General features: G+C 70.9%; 17 protein-coding genes. 10 read left to right on the top strand and 7 right to left on the bottom strand.

The features are described 5' to 3' along the window. Positions 1-5 precede the first annotated feature (5 nt). The 7 genes from AC07Q9_RS22095 to AC07Q9_RS22125 are packed head-to-tail and all read right to left on the bottom strand — an operon-like array spanning position 6 to position 7,732. On the bottom strand, positions 6-776 hold the full coding sequence (locus AC07Q9_RS22095; RefSeq protein WP_495311799.1) for an SDR family NAD(P)-dependent oxidoreductase: 771 nt from the start codon (positions 774-776) through the stop codon (positions 6-8). After that, positions 773-1,570, bottom strand: a complete 798-nt coding sequence (locus AC07Q9_RS22100; protein ID WP_495311800.1) for an SDR family oxidoreductase — start codon at positions 1,568-1,570, stop codon at positions 773-775. Before AC07Q9_RS22100 ends, AC07Q9_RS22095 begins: the two co-directional genes overlap by 4 nt. Then, positions 1,567-2,958 carry a transaminase gene (locus AC07Q9_RS22105; RefSeq protein WP_495311801.1) on the bottom strand — a complete coding sequence of 464 codons (1,392 nt, stop codon included), beginning with the start codon at positions 2,956-2,958 and terminating at the stop codon, positions 1,567-1,569. The genes AC07Q9_RS22100 and AC07Q9_RS22105 overlap by 4 nt, the downstream gene beginning before the upstream one ends. A gap of 11 nt (positions 2,959-2,969) precedes the next feature. After that, a complete protein-coding gene (locus tag AC07Q9_RS22110) occupies positions 2,970-3,641 on the bottom strand; it encodes an HAD-IA family hydrolase (RefSeq protein WP_495311802.1) in 672 nt (223 codons plus the stop codon). Next, on the bottom strand, positions 3,638-4,882 hold the full coding sequence (locus AC07Q9_RS22115; RefSeq protein ID WP_495311803.1) for a Tm-1-like ATP-binding domain-containing protein: 1,245 nt from the start codon (positions 4,880-4,882) through the stop codon (positions 3,638-3,640). Before AC07Q9_RS22115 ends, AC07Q9_RS22110 begins: the two co-directional genes overlap by 4 nt. After that, positions 4,879-6,258, bottom strand: coding sequence for an aminotransferase class III-fold pyridoxal phosphate-dependent enzyme (locus tag AC07Q9_RS22120; RefSeq protein ID WP_495311804.1), 1,380 nt, complete (start codon positions 6,256-6,258; stop codon positions 4,879-4,881). Before AC07Q9_RS22120 ends, AC07Q9_RS22115 begins: the two co-directional genes overlap by 4 nt. Positions 6,259-6,289: 31 nt before the next feature. Then, positions 6,290-7,732: an NAD-dependent succinate-semialdehyde dehydrogenase gene (locus AC07Q9_RS22125; RefSeq protein WP_495311805.1), complete on the bottom strand. Its 1,443-nt coding sequence runs from the start codon at positions 7,730-7,732 to the stop codon at positions 6,290-6,292. Between the two features lie 143 nt (positions 7,733-7,875). On the opposite strand from AC07Q9_RS22125, the gene AC07Q9_RS22130 reads away from it, so the two are divergent. The 10 genes from AC07Q9_RS22130 to AC07Q9_RS22175 all read left to right on the top strand — a co-directional run bounded on the left by AC07Q9_RS22130 (position 7,876) and on the right by AC07Q9_RS22175 (position 18,014). Further along, the gene (locus AC07Q9_RS22130; protein ID WP_070063702.1) at positions 7,876-8,406 is read left to right on the top strand and encodes a MarR family winged helix-turn-helix transcriptional regulator; all 531 of its coding nucleotides are present in this window, start codon (positions 7,876-7,878) and stop codon (positions 8,404-8,406) included. Between the two features lie 125 nt (positions 8,407-8,531). Next, positions 8,532-9,527: a helix-turn-helix domain-containing protein gene (locus tag AC07Q9_RS22135; protein ID WP_159273608.1), complete on the top strand. Its 996-nt coding sequence runs from the start codon at positions 8,532-8,534 to the stop codon at positions 9,525-9,527. 101 nt (positions 9,528-9,628) lie between these two features. Further along, entirely contained in the window at positions 9,629-11,083 is a 1,455-nt protein-coding gene (locus AC07Q9_RS22140; protein ID WP_495311806.1) for an amidase, read from the top strand. Between the two features lie 61 nt (positions 11,084-11,144). Next, positions 11,145-12,128: a Bug family tripartite tricarboxylate transporter substrate binding protein gene (locus AC07Q9_RS22145; protein WP_159273606.1), complete on the top strand. Its 984-nt coding sequence runs from the start codon at positions 11,145-11,147 to the stop codon at positions 12,126-12,128. Between the two features lie 107 nt (positions 12,129-12,235). After that, a complete protein-coding gene (locus AC07Q9_RS22150) occupies positions 12,236-13,546 on the top strand; it encodes an ABC transporter substrate-binding protein (protein ID WP_307636095.1) in 1,311 nt (436 codons plus the stop codon). Beyond that, positions 13,543-14,298 carry an ABC transporter ATP-binding protein gene (locus AC07Q9_RS22155; RefSeq protein ID WP_495311807.1) on the top strand — a complete coding sequence of 252 codons (756 nt, stop codon included), beginning with the start codon at positions 13,543-13,545 and terminating at the stop codon, positions 14,296-14,298. Before AC07Q9_RS22150 ends, AC07Q9_RS22155 begins: the two co-directional genes overlap by 4 nt. Then, entirely contained in the window at positions 14,285-14,983 is a 699-nt protein-coding gene (locus tag AC07Q9_RS22160) for an ABC transporter ATP-binding protein (protein WP_139702206.1), read from the top strand. Before AC07Q9_RS22155 ends, AC07Q9_RS22160 begins: the two co-directional genes overlap by 14 nt. A 13-nt stretch (positions 14,984-14,996) precedes the next feature. Beyond that, complete coding sequence (locus tag AC07Q9_RS22165) at positions 14,997-15,863, top strand: branched-chain amino acid ABC transporter permease (protein WP_307697067.1); 867 nt, start codon at positions 14,997-14,999, stop codon at positions 15,861-15,863. A gap of 10 nt (positions 15,864-15,873) precedes the next feature. After that, positions 15,874-16,905: a branched-chain amino acid ABC transporter permease gene (locus AC07Q9_RS22170; protein WP_495311808.1), complete on the top strand. Its 1,032-nt coding sequence runs from the start codon at positions 15,874-15,876 to the stop codon at positions 16,903-16,905. Then, complete coding sequence (locus AC07Q9_RS22175; protein ID WP_495311809.1) at positions 16,902-18,014, top strand: class II histone deacetylase; 1,113 nt, start codon at positions 16,902-16,904, stop codon at positions 18,012-18,014. Before AC07Q9_RS22170 ends, AC07Q9_RS22175 begins: the two co-directional genes overlap by 4 nt.

Below are 18,014 nucleotides of genomic sequence, written 5' to 3' on the forward strand. Positions count from 1 at the left end.
GGCGCTTACACGGCGCGCGCGGCCGCCGGCACCCGTGCCCCGCCGTCGGCCACCAGCGCCGCGCCGGTCACGAACGAGGCTTCGTCGCTGGCCAGGAACAGGCACACGGCGGCCATCTCCTCGGGCGAGGCCATGCGGCCGAGCGCGATGCGCGCCACCGTTTGCGCACGCGCGGCGTCCTCGCCGATGCCGCGTTCGGCGGCCAGGTCGCGCATCTCCTGGCGGCTCATCGGCGTGTCGACCCAGCCGGGGCACAGCGCGTTCACGCGCACGCCCTTCGGCCCATAGGCCTGCGCGGCCGAGCGCGTGAGCGCGACCACGCCGGCCTTGCTGGACGCATAGCTGGCCATGCCGGCACCGGCGTTGAAGGCCGCGACCGAGGCGATGTTGACGATGGCGCCGCCGCCCTGCGCCACCATGCCGGGCAGCACGGCGCGCTGGCAGCGCATGGTGCCGCCGAGGTTGACCTCGTGCAGGCGGTGCCAGTCGCCGTCGTCGATGTCGGCCGCGTCGTCATTGCGCACGATGCCGGCGCAGTTCACCAGCACGTCGATGCGCCCGAACGCGGCCTGCACCGCGGCTACCGTGGCGCGCACGGCGGCGTCGTCGGTCACGTCGCAATCGAAGGCCGGGCCGTCGCCCACCGGCTGCGGGCGCGGCCAGCCGGCCACGGCGACGCGCGCGCCCTCGGCCGCGAAACGCGCGGCCACGGCGGCGCCGATGCCAGTCGCAGCGCCGACCACGAGGCAGGCCTTGCCGTGCAGGCGCGCGCTCATGTCGGTTGCTCCGCGAAGAAGGGGCTTTCAGGCAGCGTCGAGCCGCCATCGACCACGATCGTCTGCCCCGTGATGTAGCGCGCCGCCGGGCTCGCCAGGAAGCGCATCGCGTAGGCGATGTCTTCGGGCCGCCCCAGTTCGCCGGCCGGGATGTGGCGCGCGATGCGCGCGGCCTTCGCGGGGTCGGACAGCAGCGAGCCGCCCTGCTTGGCGATGTAGCCCGGCTCCACGCCGTTCACGGTGATGCCCTCGCGCGCGTACTCCAGCGCCGCGGTGCGGATGAAGCCGTTCACGCCGGCCTTGCTCGCCGCGTAGTGCGCGCTGCCCGGCATGGCCACGCGCGGGCCGGTCACCGACGAGGTGACGAGCAATCGCCCGCCGCCGCGCGCGCGCAGGTGCGGCACAGCGGCCTGCGTGAGCCAGAAGCAGGCCTTGAGGTTGACGGCCAGCGTGTGCTCGAGCTGCTCGTCGGTCATCGCGTCGATGGCGGCCCAGGGGTTCACGGCCGCGTTGTGGACCACGATGTCGAGCGCGCCGAACGCGCGCACCGCCTCGGCCACCGCGCGCTCGGCCTCGTCGCGCCGGCCGATGTCGCAGGCCATCGCCTGCGCCGCGAAGCCGCGCGCACGCAGTTCCGCCGCCACCGCCTCGCCCGCACTGCCGGTGCGGTTGGCGATGAGCACCGAGGCGCCGGCTTCGGCGAACACCTGCGCGATGGCCGCGCCGATGCCGCGCCCGCCGCCGGTGATCAGCGCGACCTTGCCCTGCAGGCCGAAGAGATCGGGCGTGCTCATCCCTTGCACTCCCGCACGAACTCGGCGAAGGCCGCGTTGTGCTCGTCCACCTCGCGCTCGGTGGTGCCGGGGCAGCACAGCATCATGTTGTGGAAGGGCGTGATGAGCACGCCGCGGTTCATCATGAAAAGGTGCAGCAGCGCCTCGAGCTCGCCGTCGCGCGTGCGGCGCACGTCGCTCGCGTTGCGCGGCGCGTCGGCGCAAAAGAGCGTCTCCACGCGCGCACCGACCTGCGTCGCGTGCCACGGCAATCCCGCCGCGGCGATGCTGGCGTTGACGCCCTCGGCCAGGTGCTGCGCGAGCACCAGCATGCGATCGAAGGCCTCGGGCGTGAGCACCTGCGAGAGCACCGCGCGCATCACGGCCACGGTGAGCGCGTTGCCCGCCAGCGTGCCGCCGAAGCCGGCGTGCGCCGACTGGCGCTTGGTCGGGTGCAGCTTGGGCAGCACCTGCCAGACGCGCTCGGCGGTCTCGGCGCTGAGGCCGAAGGCGGCGGCGGGAATGCCGCCGGCAATGGCCTTGCCGATCACGAACATGTCGGGCTCGAGCCCATGCTCGCGCGTGTAGCCGCCGGGGCCGCTGGAGATGGTGTGCGTTTCGTCGATGACCAGCAGCGTGCCGGTCTCGCGCGTGAGGCGGCGCAGCGCATCGTGAAAGCCGGGCGCGGGCGCGATCATTCCGTAGTTGGTCATGGCCGGCTCGGCCAGCACGCAGGCCACGTCGCCGGCGCGCAGCGCGCGCTCCAGCGCGGGCACGTCGTTGAACTCGACCACGGCCGACAGCTGGTCGTGCGGAAAGCCGTTGGGGTGGATGTCGTTGCGCATCGCGACGGCGCCGTCGCGCAGCTCCACGTGCGCCTCTTCCACCGAGCCGTGGTAGCAGCCCGAGAACACCAGCACGCGCGGCCGGCCGGTGACCATGCGCGCCAGGCGGATGCAGGCGCGGTTGGCGTCCGAGGCCGAGGTCGTGAGGTTCCAGTACGGCAGGCCGAAGCGGCGCGACAGCTCTTCGCCGACCCAGGCCGCATCGTCGGTGGGCAGCATCAGCGAGCTGCCCACGCGCGCCTGCCGCGTCAGCGCCTCGACCACCGCCGGATGGCCGTGGCCGCACATGCCGCCGGTGTCGCCCAGGCAGAAGTCGGCATAGCCGTTGCCGTCCACGTCGACGAAGCGCGCGCCGTAGGGCAGCTGCGCGTCCTGCACGTACAGCGGCCAGCCGCCGATCCAGCGGCGCATCCAGTGCGAGGGCGCGCCGTAGAGCCAGGCCTGCTGGCCCTGCGCAAAGCGTTCGCCGCTGCGCGCGTGGGTGCGTGCGTAGCGGTCTTGTTCGGCCTGCATCAGGGCCTGCACGCGCTCGCGCGGCACGGTGGGTTCGAAGGTCGGGGTCATCGCAAACTCGGTCAAAGGGAAGAAGAAGGAGAAACGCCCAGCATCGACAGCGCCTGCGCATAGCTCGCGCCCGGATGCATCACATCGAAGTGCACGGTGCGCAGGCCCACGCGCTGCGCGCCGGCGATGTTGCGCAGCTGGTCGTCGACGAACACGCAGGCGTCGGCGGGCAGGCCGAGCTGGTCCAGGCACTGCTGGTAGGCGCGCGCATCGGGCTTGAGGATGCCGGTGTGCGTGGCGTCCACCACGACGTCGAAGGCGCTCATGAAGGGCAGGCGCTGGCGAAAGCCCGCGCCGTAGAACAGGTCGAGCTCGTTCGACAGGATGGCGAGCCTGCAGCCGGCGCGGCGCGCCGCCTCGATGGCCGCGAGCGCCTCGGGGCGGATGGCGGCCTCGGGATCGGCGCCACGCGCGCGCTGCACGAAGGTCTCCATGCGGTCCCAGCGTTCGCCGACCAGCGCGCCCACTTCGCGCGTGCGCGCCATCCAGTAGTCGCGCTCCGAGAGCTTGTCGGCCTGCATGTCGCGCCACAGCGGATCGCTCGCGAGGTCGAAGGGGCCGCGCCAGGTGAGCGTGCCGCGCGGCAGCGACAGCGCCTCTTCGGTCAGTGCGTGGGTCTCGAAGAGCGTGCGGCTGATGACGCCGCCGAAGTCGAGCACGAGGGCTTGCGTACCGGGGCTCATGCGCGGCTCCCTGCAGGCACGGTGCCGTCGGCCACCCAGGCGTCGAACACGCGCAATGCGGCGTCGCAGAAGGCGCTGTCGTTGATGTGCGCGTCGAGCTCGACGAGCCGCGCCGGGTCCACGCTGCCGCGCAGCGCTTCGGTGAAGGCCGCGAGGCCTTCGGGGTCGTGCAGCGGCTCGCCCGGGCGGTCCCAGCCTTCGATGCCCTGCAGCGGCATCAGCAGGCAGGTGGCCCCCTCGGCGCGCGCAAGGCGACGCGCGATCTCAGTGGCCACGCCACGGCGGAACGCGGGCGCGCTCAGTGTCGAGGCCAGCAGCCGGTTGTGGATGTGCGTGGGCCGCCCTTCCAGGCCTTCGGGTGTGGACTGCCAGGCCGGGTAGTCGAGCATGTCGATGGCGCCGGGCGCGACGATCTGCGGTGTGCCCGCGCGGCCGGCGCCAAGCAGGCGATCGGGCCCGGCCGTCACGCACGAGCCGCCGAGCTGGTTGGCCAGCTCCTGCAGGCTGAAGTCCATCACCGCGCAGAAGCGGCCTTCGGCGGCCAGTGCCTCGAAAGCGCGTCCGCCCATGCCGGTGGTGTGGAACACGGCGACCTCGTAGCCGCGCGCCTCGAGCGCGGGCTTGAGCGTCTTCATGTAGGTGAGCGCGCTGGAGCCCAGCGAGGTCATGCCCACCAGCGGTTTCTCGAAGGCCGGCACGCAGGCCTGGCGGCAGGCGCCGAGCACCGCGCCCGCGGCCTGGCTCAAGGCCGAGCGGCACAGGCTGTTGAGGCCGTAGAGCCCACCGGCCCACAGCACCATGATGAGGTCGGGCGGAATGCGCTCGGGCGGCAGCAGGTGCGAGTAGGCGATGGTCGACACCAGCACCTTCGGCACGCCCAGCGGCAGCGCCTGCGCCACGTCGAGCGCGAGGTCGGTGCCCATGGTGCCGCCCAGCGCGAGCAGGCCGTCGATGCGGCCCTGGGCCTGCCAGCGCGCGGCGAGCTTGGCGGCGCCGCGCGCCATCAGCGTCATGGCGCTGTTCTCGTCGCCACTGGCCGCCACTTCGGCGACCGTCTTGCCCGCGGCTGCAGCCACCTCGGTGTTGGGAATGTCGGGCGTGAAGGGCGCGCCGTCGAGCACGCCCACGTCCATCACGACGACGCGGCCGCCGCCGGCCTCGATGCACTCGCGCATGAACAGCAGCTCGGCGCTCTTGGTGTCGGCGGTGCCGATCAGCAGGATCGTGGGCGATGCACTCACAGCGTCGCTTCCACGTCGGCGAACGCACCTTCGAGCGCATCGACCATGAAGTCCACCTCCTCGCGCGTGATGACCAGCGGCGGCGAGAGGATGAGGTTCGGCCCCGAGATACGCACCATCAGCCCGCGCTGGTAGGCCGCCTGCGCCACCTTCGCGGCGATCGGGTTGCCGCGCGGCAGCGTGGTGCGCGTGGCCTTGTCGGCCACCATCTCGATGCCCAGCATGAGCCCCATGCCGCGCACGTCGCCGACGAAGCTGAACTTGTCGACGAAGGGCCGCACGCGCGCCTGGAAATGCGCGCCCACGCGCGCCGCGTTGCCGGGCACGTCGAGCGCCTCGATCTGGTCCAGCGTGGCGAGTGCGGCGGCTGCCGCCACCGGGTGCGCGCTGTAGGTGTAGCCGTGGCCCACCGCGGCCTGGCCCGTGGGGTCGTTGAGGAAGACCTCGGCCACCTTGTTGCCGATGGCGGTGGCACCCAGCGGCACGTAGCCCGACGAGATGCCCTTGGCCAGGCACCACAGGTCGGCCTTCACGTTCCACAGCCGCGTGCCGAACATCGCGCCGCCGCGGCCGAAGCCGGTGACGACCTCGTCGGCGATGAGCAGCACGCCGTACTTGTCGCAGATTTCGCGCACGCGCGGCCAGTAGTTGGGCGGCGGCACGATCACGCCGCCCGCGCCCTGGATCGGCTCGGCGATGAAGGCGGCCACGGTGTCGGGGCCCTGGAACTGGATCTCGCGCTCCAGCTGCGTGGCGCAGATCTCGCCGAGTTCTTCCGGGTCCTGCGTGTAGGGGTTGCGGTACAGCCACGGCGTGTCGACGTGAAAGCAGCCCGGCAGCAGCGGCTCGTAAGCACGGCGGAAGTTCAGGTTGCCGTTCACGCTCATGCCGCCGAAGTGCACGCCGTGGTAGCCCTGGCGCAGCGCAATGAACTTGAAGCGGTCGGCCTGGCCCTTGAGCTTCCAGTACTGGCGCGCGAGCTTGAGCGCGCCCTCCACCGCATCGGAGCCGCCGTTGCTGAAGAACACCGCAGCCACGCCGTCGGGTTCCATGGTCTTGACCAGGCGCGCCGACAGCTCGATGGCGCGCGGGTGCGTGGTGCCGCGGAACACGTTGTAGAAGGGCAGCTCGTCCAGCTGCGCGACGATGGCGTCGCGCACGGGCTTGTTGCTGTGGCCCAGGTTCGCGGCCCACAGGCCACCGACGCCGTCGAGCATCTTGTGGCCATCGACGTCCCAGATCCAGCAGCCCTGGCCGCGCGCAATGATGTCGGGCTTGCTCTTGAGCATGGCCTGCGGATGCGCCATGGGGTGCCACAGGTACTGGGCGTTGTCTTGCTTGAGCGCCGCCACGGCGGCGGCTTCGGTCGTTGTCATGCAGGTCTCCGGAAGTGTTCGATGGGTGTGCTCAGGACGGCACGCCGACGGTGAGGGTCTTGACCTCGGTGTAGTGCAGCAGGCCCTCAGCGCCCATCTCCTGGCCGATGCCGCTTTCCTTCCAGCCGCCGAAGGGCATCTCGGGCTGCGAGACACCGAAGTGGTTGATGCCGACCATGCCGGCCTCGAGCGCGTCGCCCAGGCGGTGCGCGGTGTGCAGGTCGCGCGTGAAGGCGTAGGCGCCCAGGCCGTAGGGCAAGGCGTTGGCCTGCGCGATGGCTTCGTCCAGCGTGTCGTACGGTTGCAGCACGGCGATGGGGCCGAAGGGCTCCTGGCGCATCACGCGGCTGTCGGCCGGTGCGTTGGCGATCACGGTGGGCTCGAAGAAGAAGCCGGGGCGCTGCACGCGGTGGCCGCCGCACAGCAGCTGCGCGCCGCGCTCCACGGCGTCGTCGACGAAGCGCTGCATGTCCTCGATGCGGCGTGCGTGCGCGAGCGGGCCCATCTGCGTGGCGGGGTCGGTGCCATCGCCCAGGCGCAGTGCGCGCGCGGCCTGCACGAAGGCCTCGCTCCATTCGCCGAAGCGGGCGCGCGGCACATAGAAGCGGATCGGCGACGCGCACACCTGGCCCGCGTTGCGGAACTTGGCGGCCAGCGATTGCTTGAGCGCGAACGGAAAGTCGGCGTCGTCGCAGACGATCACCGGCGCGTGGCCGCCGAGCTCGCCGGTGAAGCGCTTCACATGCCGCGCCGCCTGCTCGCCCAGCAGCTTGCCCACGGCCACCGAGCCGGTGAACGACACCTTGGCGATCGCCGGATGGTCGATAAGGAAGGACGACACCTCGGCCGGGTCGCCGCACACCATGTTCAGCGCGTCGGGCGGCACGCCCGCGTCGAGAAAGGCGCGCACCAGCAGCATGCAGGTGCCCGGCGTTTCTTCCGCCGGCTTGATGACCACGCTGCAGCCCGCGGCCAGTGCGCTCGCGAGCTTGCGCGCCGGCAGGTTGGCCGGAAAGTTCCACGGCGTGAAGGCCGCCACCGGCCCCACCGGCTGGCGCATCACCGACTGCGAGAGGATGCCCTCGACGCGCGGCGGCACGAGGCGGCCGTACAGGCGCTTGGCCTCCTCGGCCTGGAAGTCGATGATGTCGGCCGACAGCGTGACCTCGCGCAGCGACTCGGCCAGCGGCTTGCCTTGCTCGAGGGTGAGCACGTGCGCGATGGCCTTGGCTTGCTCGCGGATGTTCTGCGCGGCAGTGCGCAGGATGTTGCAGCGCTCGAGCGCGCTCTTGCCGCGCCACTGCACGAAGCCGCGGCGCGCGGACGCGGACGCTTCGGCGAGTTCGTCGCGGCCGGCCAGCGGCAGCTGCGCGATGGTGGCTTCGGTGGCGGGATTGACGACCGCGCGGCGGCCGCCGGCGGTCTGCGTGCGCCATTGGCCGGCGATGTGCAGTGCGAGTTCGGGGTAGTCCATGCCCTGCACGATAGGGAGCGAGCCCCTTGCCGCGTTATCGAAAACTGGCAAACCTCGCGCAGCCTCGTGCGTCGCGCGCAAAGGGCTTCCTATACTGTCCGCGCCGATCTTCTTTCACGACGCCTCCACGCCACGACCTCACCGTGCCCCGTTCACGCACCCCTTCCCGGCCCAGCGCCAAGCCCCTGCCCAAGGCACGCAGCAGCGCCGCGAGCGCCCCGGCCTTCGACCTCGAGACCTTCCTGCCCTTTCAACTCTCGGTGGTCGCCAACCGCGTGAGCCAGACGGTGGGCCAGTCGATCGCCAGCCGCTTCTCGCTGCAGATTCCGGAGTGGCGCATCGTCGTGGTGCTGGGCAAGTACGGTGCGCTGTCGGCGCTCGAGATCGCACAGAAGACGAGCATGGACAAGGCCCGCGTGAGCCGCGCGCAGCATCGGCTGGTGGACCTGGGGCTGGCCAACATGCACCCCTCGGCCGACGACCGCCGCAAGGTCATCGTGTCGCTCGAGGAAGAAGGCCTGGCGCTGTACCGCGACATGGTGCCGCTGGCGCACGACACCGCGCAGCGCCTGTTTTCGCAGCTCACGGCCGACGAGCGCCAGGTGCTGCAGACCATCGTGCAGAAGCTGTTCGACAGCACCACCGGCTTCGAGCCCAGCGGCGAGCTCGAATAGGCCACGGTCGGGTGGCTTAGGGGTTTGCCCTGTCACTTTAAGATCGTTGTCAACGAAACAATCTGGTCTGGAGATTGCTTCCGGCACGGGTCTTCGCACCCCTGCCACCGCTTCGCCGGACCGCCATGACCAGCCAGACCGCCTCCGTTCTTCCTGCCCCCGCCCCCACCGTCGCGACGCGCTGGACCCTGTCCACGCACGACATCGACGCCTATGCCAGCGGCCAGAACGGCTGGCACCTGGCGTGCGACATGCTCTCGGGCGGCAGCTTCGCCGGCTTTCTCGACCACGTGCAACTGCCCGGCCTGCGGCTGGTGCGCGAGACCACCAACCGCGCGCTGCGCCAGCACGGCGAGATGAACCCCGACTGCTGCGGCTTCGCCCTCACCTGCCGCCAGGACGGCGAGGCGCGCTTCTCGGGCCAGCGGCTGGACACCGAGTCGGTGATGGTCGGGCGCTGCGACGAGCTCGACCTGTGCAGCCCGCCGGGCTTCGAGCTGACGGGCATCGTGGTCGACAACGCGCTGCTGCAGTCGCTCACCGAACGCCTGAACGACCGCGCGCCGCCGGCCTGGCTCGAACGGCGCGTGGTGCTGCACTTCGATGACCCCACCATGCAGTCGCTGCGCGGCACCTTGCGCGGCGCCTTCAGCGCACTCGACGCGATGCCCGGCCTGCTCGACGACCCCGTCGCCACGGTGCAGCTGCGCGACGACGTGCTGCTGGCCTGGCTCAACGCCCTGCCCGAAGACGTCGACCTGCGCGAGCTGCGCTCCACCGAGGCGCACCGCCGCGTGGTGCGCCGCGCCTGCGAGCTGATGATGTCGCGGCCCGACGAGCCGCTGTCGATGCTGCAGGTGTGCAGCCGCATCGGCGCGAGCCAGCGCAAGCTGAACTACTGCTTCCAGGAAACGCTGGGCCTGAGCCCCGCGCGCTACCTGCGGGCGCTGCGCCTGAACGGCGTGCGCCGCGCACTGAAGCGGCCCGAGTCGCGCTCGGTGCAGGACATCGCGGCGCACTGGGGCTTCTGGCACCTGAGCCAGTTCGCGACGGACTACCGGCGCCAGTTCGGCGAGCTGCCCTCGCAGACGCTGCGCGGCGCGGCGCTCACGAGGCACTGATCCGGTGCACGGGCCGAGGGGAATCCCTCGGTTTTCGGGGCGCCAGTTTTGCCGTTTTTTGATACCTGCTTGCGGAGGCGGTCGCTATCGTTGACCGCCATATGTCCGCCACGCTGCCACCCCTTCCCAGCGCCCGTTCGCTCGCCGCCGCCCTGCAACGCCGCGAGCTCTCGTGCCGCGACCTGATGCAGACCTGCCTCGCGCGCATCGAGCGCCTCAACCCGCAGGTCAACGCGCTGGTGTCGCTGCAAGCGCCCGAGGAGATGCTGCGCCAGGCCGACGCCTGCGATGCGCAACGCGCGCGCGGCGACGCGGTGGGCCGGCTGCACGGCTTCCCGATGGCGCCGAAGGATTTCGTCGCCACCGCCGGGCTGCCGACGACGATGGGCAGCCCGGTGTTCGCGAAGCAGGTCACGCCGCACGACGCGATCATGGTCGAGCGCCTGCGCCGCGCCGGCGCGCTCTTCGTGGGCCGCAGCAACACGCCCGAGTTCGGCCTGGGCTCGCACACCTACAACACGGTGTTCGGCACCACGCGCAACGCATGGAACCTCGACCATGCGGCCGGCGGCAGCAGCGGCGGTGCCGCGGTGGCGCTCGCGCTGCACATGCTGCCGGTGGCCGACGGCAGCGACATGATGGGTTCGCTGCGCAACCCCGCGGCCTGGAACCACGTCTACGGCCTGCGTCCCTCGCTGGGCCGCGTGCCCACCGGGCCGGGGCCGGAGCTGTTCTTCCAGCAGCTGGGCTGCGAAGGACCGATGGGCCGCACGCCCGAGGACGTGGCCTGGCTGCTCTCGGTGCAGGCGGGCTACGACGCGCGCTCGCCGCTGAGCCTGGCCGGTGACGGCGAGGCCTTCGCGCAACCGCTCGATGCGGAGCTGCGCGGCCAGCGCATCGCGTGGCTCGGCGACCTCGGCGGCCACCTGCCGATGGACCCGGGCGTGATGGCGCTGTGCGAATCGGCGCTGCGGCATTTCGACACGCTGGGCTGCAGCGTCGCGCCCGCCGTGCCCGTCTTCGATTTCAACGCCCTGTGGACCGCCTGGCTGCGCCTGCGCGGCTTCATCGTCGCCGGCGCGCTGCGCGGGCTGCATGCCGACCCGGCCACGCGCGCGCAGCTCAAGCCCGAGGCCTGCTGGGAGATCGAGCAGGGCGAGCGCCTGAGCGCTGCCGCGCTGCACGAGGCGGCCGTCACGCGCACGCAGTGGCATGCCGCGCTGCTGCAGCTCTTCGAACGCTTCGACTTCCTGGTGCTGCCGGCCGCGCAGGTGTTCCCGCTGCCGGTGGACGTGCACTGGCCGCGCGAGGTCGGCGGTCGCGCCATGGACACCTACCACCGCTGGATGGAAGTGACCATCGGCCCCTCGCTCGCCGGCCTGCCCGCGATGGCGATCCCGGCCGGCTTCTCGCAGGCCGAGGGCACGCGCGGCCTGCCGATGGGCCTGCAGCTCATCGGCCGCCCCGGCGCCGACCTCGACGTGCTGCGCATGGCGCACGGCTGGCACCAGGCCGTGCCCTTCGCGAACGTGCAGCCGCCGCTGCTGCAGCCGTAGCAACAACAAGCCCCCGTTTCCCGTACTCCGACACATCACACACAACCCGAGGAGAGAACCCATGCGCAGACGTTCGCTGATTGCTGCCGGCCTGGCCGCCGGCCTGTCCCCCATCGCCCTGCCCGCCCTGGCGCAGGGCCTGGGGGGCAAGACCCTGAACCTGATCGTGCCCTACCCCGCGGGCGGCGGCTCCGACATCAACGCGCGCCTGGCCGCGCCCGAGCTGTCGCGGCTGCTGGGCCAGCCGGCCATCGTCGACAACGTGCCCGGCGCCAGCGGCTCGCTCGGCGTGATGAAGGCGGCCAACGCGCCGGCCGACGGCTCGGCGCTGCTCGTGGGTTCGCCGATGGAGCTGATGCTCACGCCGCTCACGCTCAGCAGCGCGCGCTACAAGGCCGAGGACTTCCGCCCCATCGGCGTGATGGCCGTCACCTCGATGGTGCTGCTGGCGCGCAAGGACCTGGGCGCGGGTAGCGTCGACGAACTCATTGCACTGCTGCGCCGCCCCGACACCAAGGAGCTGAGCTACGGCAGCATCGGCCCCGGCTCGCTCTACCATCTGCTGGGCGAGCGCTTCATGCAGCAGACGGGCACCAAGATGCTGCACGTGCCCTACAAGGGCTTCGCGCCGCTGGTGAACGACCTGCTGGGCGGGCAGATCGACCTGGTGTTTGCGCCGCTGGCCGGCAACGTGCCCGACCTGCTGGACGCCGGCAAGGTCAAGGCGCTGGGCATCGCGGCCTCGGCGCCGCACGAGCGCTTCACGGCCATTCCACTGATCCGCAACAGCAAGGGGCTGGACGACTTCGTCTACAGCCTGTGGGCGGGCATCCAGGTGTCGCACCGCGTGCCCGAGGAGGCGCAGCAGCGGCTGCACACGGCCTTCAACCAGATGATGCTCAAGCCCGAGCTGCGCCGCGCACTGGAACTCGGCGGCAGCAAGGTGGCACCCGAACAGACGCTGGCCGAGCTGCGCCGCGGCTACCAGGCCGACATGGAGCGCTACCGCGCCATCGCCAAGTCGGTGAACCTGCGGCCCGAATGACATCCGCGGGCACAGGCCCGCGTTTTGCCAGTTTTCGATAACGCCGCGGCGGCGCGCAGAGAGAGGATGCGGACCTGTCCATCCTTCATCCGCCAAGGAGAACCTCCATGTCCGCCGACCTTTTCCCCGCAGCCTCCGGCGCCCTCACGCGCCGCCAACTCGTCATCGGCGGCGGCGCGGCCGCGCTGGCCGGCGTGCCTGCACTGGCGCATGCGCAATCGAAGACCATCAAGATCGGCTACCTCACCACGCTGTCGGGCGTTCGCGCCAACTTCGGCGAGGCCGACCCGTGGAGCCTGGAGCGCGTGCGCGCCGCGCTGAAGGACGGCCTGACCATCGGCGGCACAACGTACAAGGTCGAGATCGTGGTGCGCGACACGCAGTCCGACGCCAACCGCGGCGCGACCATGTCCAGCGAACTGCTGCTGCGCGAGAAGGTCGACCTGCTGCTGGTGCAGGACAGCGACGCCGCGTTGGCCGCCGGCCAGCTGTGCGACGTCAACGGCGTGCCGATGGTGTCGACCATGGGGCCGTGGCAGGCCATCACCTTCGGTCGCGGCTCCACGCCGCAGAAGGGCTTTCCGTTCTCGTTCCATTTCTTCTGGGGCGCCGACGACGTGCTGAAGAACTTCTTCGGCATGTGGGAGCCGCTGAAGGTGGAGCGCACGCTGGGCACGCTGTACATCGACAACGGCCCGGGCCACGCCTTCGCCGATCCGGCCACGGGCATCCCGGGCGGCGCGAAACAGCGCGGCTACAAGGAGACCAACGGCGGCTTCTTCAAGATCGCGACCGACGACTTCAGCAACCAGGTGTCCAGCTTCAAGGCGGCGCGCGCGAACATCGTCTCGGGCTTTGCCTACGCCAACCACTTCGCCACCTTCTGGAAGCAGGCGCAGCAGGCGGGCTACCGGCCCGAGGTGGTGACGATGGCCGCGTCGTTCCTGTTCCCGAGCGCGGTGGAGTCGCTGGGCGCGGCGGGCAACGGCATGTCGACCGAGGTCTGGTGGACGCCCAACTTCCCGTTCAAGTCCTCGCTCACGGGCCAGAGCGCCAAGGCGCTCGCGGCCGACTGGGAGGCCACCACCGGCAAGCAGTGGACGCAACCCATCGGCTACGGCCACGCGCTGTTCGAGGTCGGCATCGCCGCGCTGAAGAACGCCACCAACCCGAAGGACAAGAAGGCCGTGCGCGACGCGCTGGCCAACCTGCAGCTCGATTCGGTGGTGGGGCGCATCGACTTCAAGGGCAGCCCGATCAAGAGCGTCGCCGTCACGCCGATGGTGGCGGGCCAGTGGCGCAAGACCAAGGCGGGCAGCAAGTTCCCATACGAGCTGGTCATCACGCACAACAGCACCGCGAAGCAGATTCCGGTGGAAGACGAGCTCAAGCTGCTGTCGCAGCTGAAAGCTGCATGACCGACTGCCTCGTCATCGACGGCCTGTGCAAGCGCTACGGCGAGATCGTCGTGGCCGACCAGGTGGCGCTCTCGCTCGCACGCGGCGAGTGCCTGGGCGTGGTCGGGCCGAACGGCGCGGGCAAGAGCTCGCTGTTCAACCTGATCACCGGCGTGGCCGTGCCCGACGCGGGCAGCATCCGCCTCGAAGGCCGCGAGCTGGTCGGGCTGCGCGCCGATGCGCGGGCGCGGCTGGGCGTGGCGCGCGCCTTCCAGATCCCGCAGCCCTTCGCGCACCTGAGCGCCTACGAGAACGCCCTGGCCGCCGCCACCTTCGCCGCGCGGCTGCCGCGCGCCCAGGCCGCGCGCCAGGCCTGGGCCGTGCTGGAGCGCACCGGGCTGGCCGACCGCGCCGACGTGCCGGCCGGCCGCCTGCCGCTGCTGGACCGCAAGCGCCTCGAACTGGCCAAGGGCCTGGCGGCGCGGCCGCACCTGCTGCTGCTCGACGAGATCGCCGGCGGCCTCACCGAGGCCGAGGTGCAGGTGCTGGTGGCGCTGGTGCTCGAGCTGAAGCAGGACGTGGCGATGATCTGGATCGAACACATCGCGCAAGCGCTGATGGCCGTGGCCGACCGCATCATGGTGCTGAACTTCGGCCGCAAGCTGCTGGAAGACACACCCGCCGCCGCCATGGCCAGCCGCGAGGTGCGCGAGGTCTACATGGGCGTGGGCGACGAAGACACTTTGCAGGAGAGCACGCATGCCGCTGCTTGAAGTGCGCGACCTGTGCAGCCACTACGGCGACCTGCAGGCGCTGTTCGACCTGTCGCTCGACGTGGCGGAAGGCGAAGCCACCGCGCTCATCGGCGCCAACGGCGCGGGCAAGTCGACGCTGATCCGCGCCATTGCCGGGCTGGGCTCGCGCAGCCGCGGCGGCATCCGCTTCGACGGCCAGGCCATCGAGGCCGAGCCGGCCGAGCGCATCGCGCGCCGTGGCATCGCGCTGGTGCCCGAGGGGCGGATGCTGTTTCCTTCGCTCACCGTGGAAGAGAACCTGCGCATGGGCGCGCTGTGCGGCCGCACGGGCCACTGGACGCTGCCCACCGTGTACGCGCTGTTCCCGATCCTGCAGGAGTTTCGCCACCGGCCGGCCACGCAGCTGTCGGGCGGACAGCAGCAGATGGTGAGCATCGGCCGCGCACTCATGGCCAATCCGCGCCTGATGCTGTGCGACGAGATCTCGCTGGGCCTGGCGCCGGTGGTCATCGAGCAGATCTACCGCGCCTTCGGCGACATCCGCGCGCAGGGCACGGCGCTGCTGGTGGTGGAGCAGGACGTGACGCGCGCCTGCCGCATCGCGCAGCGCGTGTACTGCCTGCTCAAGGGCCGCGTCACGCTGGCGGGCCGCGCGAGCGACTTCAGCGCCGCGCAGATCGCCAACGCCTATTTCGGACACTGAACACCTCCCCACCATGGCCTGGCTCGAAACCCTCATCAACGGCGTGCTGCTCGGCGGCCTCTATGCGCTCTTCGGCCTCGGGCTGGCGCTGGTCTTCGGCGTGATGCGCATGGTCAACCTCGCGCACGGCGAGTTCGTGGTGCTGGCGGCGTACTTCGCGGTCTTCCTGGCCACGCAGTTTCCCGGCGTGTCGCCGCTGCTCTTCATCGTGCCGGTGGCGCTGGCGGCCTTCGGCATGGGCTACCTGCTGCAGCGGTTGCTACTGAACCGCGCGGTGGCCACCGACGATCCGCTCACGCCGGTGCTGGTCACCTTCGGCATCGCGGTGGTGCTGCGCAACCTGATGGTCGAGCTGTTCGGCGCCGACCCGCGCGCGCTGGACGGCGGCGCGCTGGCCACGGCGGGCTTCGAGATCGGCGGGCTGCGCATCGGCTGGTACCCGGTGCTGGTGCTGGTGCTCGCGGTGCTGGCCTTCGGCGCGCTGCAGTGGCTGCTGCAGCACTCGCGCTTCGGGCTGGTGGTGCGCGCCACCTCGGACCACCGCGAGATCGTGCGCACGATGGGCGTGCGCCCGCGCCATGTGTATGCGGTGGTGATGGGGCTGTCGCTGGCCTTCGCGTCGGTGGCGGGGCTGCTGCTGGCGCTGCGCACCTCGTTCACGCCGTTCTCTGGCGTGGAGCGGCTGCTGGGCGCGTTCGAGGTCGTGATCATCGGCGGCCTGGGCTCGTTCCGCTGGGCGCTGGTCGGCGGCATCGCGCTGGGCGTGGCACAGCTCGTGGGCCAGCGGCTCGATTCCAACGCGGGCGCGCTGTACGCCCACCTGCTGTTCTTCGCGGTCCTGATGGTGCGCCCCAACGGCATCGCTGGCGCACGTACCTGAGATGACTTCGATGCGCCCACCATCCCTCGCCCCCTGGATCGGCTTCACCGCCGCGGCCCTTGCCATCGCCTTCGCGCCCACGGTGGCCGACGGCGGCCTGCTGCGCCTGCTCAGCGAGGTGCTGATCACGCTGGCCATGGCCCAGATGTGGAACCTGCTGGCCGGCTACACCGGCCTGGTGTCGATGGGTCACCAGGCCTTTGCCGGCATCGGCGCCTACCTTCTGTTCGTGGCCTCCGACCGGCTGGGCATCTCGCCCTACTGGATGGTGCCCGTGGCGGGCCTGGGCGGCGCGCTGCTGGCCGCCGTGGTGGCGCCGCTGATGTTCCGTCTGCGCGATGCCTACTTCTCGATCGGCATGTGGGTGCTGGCCGAGATCGTGCGGCTGCTGGTCGCCAAGTTCCCGCTGTTCGGCGGCGAGTCGGGCGTGCCGCTGCAGGCCGTGCGCTTGGTGGAGGCCGAGACCTTCCAGCAGAACGCGTTCTGGATCTCGGGCGCCATCGGCCTGGCCGCAGTGGCCGGCGTGTACCTGCTGATGCGCTCGCCCTTCGGCCTGGGCCTGATGGCGGTGCGCGACAACGAGCTGGCCGCCACCAGCATCGGCGTGAACGTGTGGCGCAACCGCTTCATCGCCTTCGTGCTGTCGGGGCTGGGCTTCGGGCTGGCCGGCGGGGCGCACTTCATGGGGACGATGTTCGTCTCGCCCGACTCGGCCTTCGACATCAACTGGGTGGTGACGGCGATGTTCATCGTGATCATCGGCGGCATCGGCACCATCGAGGGGCCGCTGATCGGCACCGTCATCTACTTCGGGCTGCGCGAGCTGTTCAACACCTGGTTCGCGATGTCGGGCGGCTGGTACCTGATCGCGATGGGCTGCATCGCCATCGCTGTCATGCTGCTGGCACCGCGCGGCCTGTGGGGCCTGGCGCGCGAACGCTGGGGCTGGCGCGGCCTGAGCGTGCAGCGCCATCCGCCGCCGCGCGACGAAACCTCGCTTTCCGCACCTCTTCCTCCCTCCACGCAAGGACGCACCGCATGAAGACCACCGCCTTCTTTCACGACGAACGCACCTTCTGGCACGTGCCCGGCGGGCTGCATGCCCTGTTCCTGCCGGTGGGCGGCTGGGTGCAGCCCATGGCCGGCAGCGGCATGGCCGAGTCGCCCGACTCCAAGCGGCGCATCAAGTCGCTGATGGACGTGTCGGGCCTGAGCGCGCAGCTCGATGTGCTGAGCGCGCCGATGGCCAGCGAAGAAGACCTGCAGCGCGTGCACCCCGCCAGCTACCTGCAGAAGTTCAAGGCCGCCAGCGACGCCGGCGGCGGCGACCTGGGCGAAGTGGCGCCCTTCGGCCCGGGCAGCTACGAGATCGCGAAGCTCTCGACTGGCCTGGCCATTGCCGCGATGGACAGCGTGCTGCAGGGCCGCCATCGCAACGCCTTCGCGCTCACGCGCCCGCCGGGCCACCACTGCCTGCGCGAGCACAGCATGGGTTTCTGTCTGTTCAACAACATCGCGGTGGCCATCGAGACCATGAAGGCGCGCCACGGCCTGGGCCGCGTGGCCGTGATCGACTGGGACGTGCACCACGGCAACGGCACGCAGGAAATCTTCTACGACCGGCCTGACGTGCTCACGCTGTCGCTGCACCAGGAGAACTGCTTCCCGCCCGGCTACAGCGGCGCCGAAGACCGGGGCACGGGCGCGGGGCTGGGCTTCAACGTCAACATTCCGCTGCAGCCCGGCGGCGGGCACGCGGCCTACATGCATGCCTTCGAGCGCATCGTGACGCCGGTGATCGACCGCTATCGCCCCGAGCTGATCGTGGTGGCGAGCGGGCTGGACGCCAACGGCGTCGACCCGCTGGCGCGCATGCAGCTGCACCCCGAGTCGTTCCGCCAGATGATGCGGCAGGTCAACGCGCTGGCCGCGAAGCATTGCGACGAGCGCGTGGTGGTGGTGCACGAAGGCGGCTACTCGGAAGCCTGCGTGCCCTTCTGCGGGCTGGCGGTGGTGGAAGAACTGTCGGGCCACCGCACCGAGGTGGAAGACCCGTTCAGCGACTTCTTCGGGCTGCAGCAGCCGTCGGCGCGCTTCGATGCGTTCCAGCGTGAATTGATGGGCGAGATGGCGGCGTTGCACGGGCTCTGA

The sequence above is a fragment of the Variovorax sp. GW821-FHT09A10 genome, from assembly GCF_059418385.1.

What these genes read in the sequence shown, in the direction of transcription:
- AC07Q9_RS22175 (WP_495311809.1), top strand. Translation starts at nt 16,902, where the DNA reads ATGAAGACCACCGCCTTCTTTCACGACGAACGCACCTTCTGGCACGTG.
- AC07Q9_RS22125 (WP_495311805.1), bottom strand. Translation starts at nt 7,732, where the DNA reads ATGGACTACCCCGAACTCGCACTGCACATCGCCGGCCAATGGCGCACG.
- AC07Q9_RS22135 (WP_159273608.1), top strand. Translation starts at nt 8,532, where the DNA reads ATGACCAGCCAGACCGCCTCCGTTCTTCCTGCCCCCGCCCCCACCGTC.
- AC07Q9_RS22170 (WP_495311808.1), top strand. Translation starts at nt 15,874, where the DNA reads ATGCGCCCACCATCCCTCGCCCCCTGGATCGGCTTCACCGCCGCGGCC.
- AC07Q9_RS22145 (WP_159273606.1), top strand. Translation starts at nt 11,145, where the DNA reads ATGCGCAGACGTTCGCTGATTGCTGCCGGCCTGGCCGCCGGCCTGTCC.
- AC07Q9_RS22095 (WP_495311799.1), bottom strand. Translation starts at nt 776, where the DNA reads ATGAGCGCGCGCCTGCACGGCAAGGCCTGCCTCGTGGTCGGCGCTGCG.
- AC07Q9_RS22160 (WP_139702206.1), top strand. Translation starts at nt 14,285, where the DNA reads ATGCCGCTGCTTGAAGTGCGCGACCTGTGCAGCCACTACGGCGACCTG.
- AC07Q9_RS22105 (WP_495311801.1), bottom strand. Translation starts at nt 2,958, where the DNA reads ATGACCCCGACCTTCGAACCCACCGTGCCGCGCGAGCGCGTGCAGGCC.
- AC07Q9_RS22140 (WP_495311806.1), top strand. Translation starts at nt 9,629, where the DNA reads ATGTCCGCCACGCTGCCACCCCTTCCCAGCGCCCGTTCGCTCGCCGCC.
- AC07Q9_RS22100 (WP_495311800.1), bottom strand. Translation starts at nt 1,570, where the DNA reads ATGAGCACGCCCGATCTCTTCGGCCTGCAGGGCAAGGTCGCGCTGATC.
- AC07Q9_RS22120 (WP_495311804.1), bottom strand. Translation starts at nt 6,258, where the DNA reads ATGACAACGACCGAAGCCGCCGCCGTGGCGGCGCTCAAGCAAGACAAC.
- AC07Q9_RS22110 (WP_495311802.1), bottom strand. Translation starts at nt 3,641, where the DNA reads ATGAGCCCCGGTACGCAAGCCCTCGTGCTCGACTTCGGCGGCGTCATC.
- AC07Q9_RS22150 (WP_307636095.1), top strand. Translation starts at nt 12,236, where the DNA reads ATGTCCGCCGACCTTTTCCCCGCAGCCTCCGGCGCCCTCACGCGCCGC.
- AC07Q9_RS22155 (WP_495311807.1), top strand. Translation starts at nt 13,543, where the DNA reads ATGACCGACTGCCTCGTCATCGACGGCCTGTGCAAGCGCTACGGCGAG.
- AC07Q9_RS22165 (WP_307697067.1), top strand. Translation starts at nt 14,997, where the DNA reads ATGGCCTGGCTCGAAACCCTCATCAACGGCGTGCTGCTCGGCGGCCTC.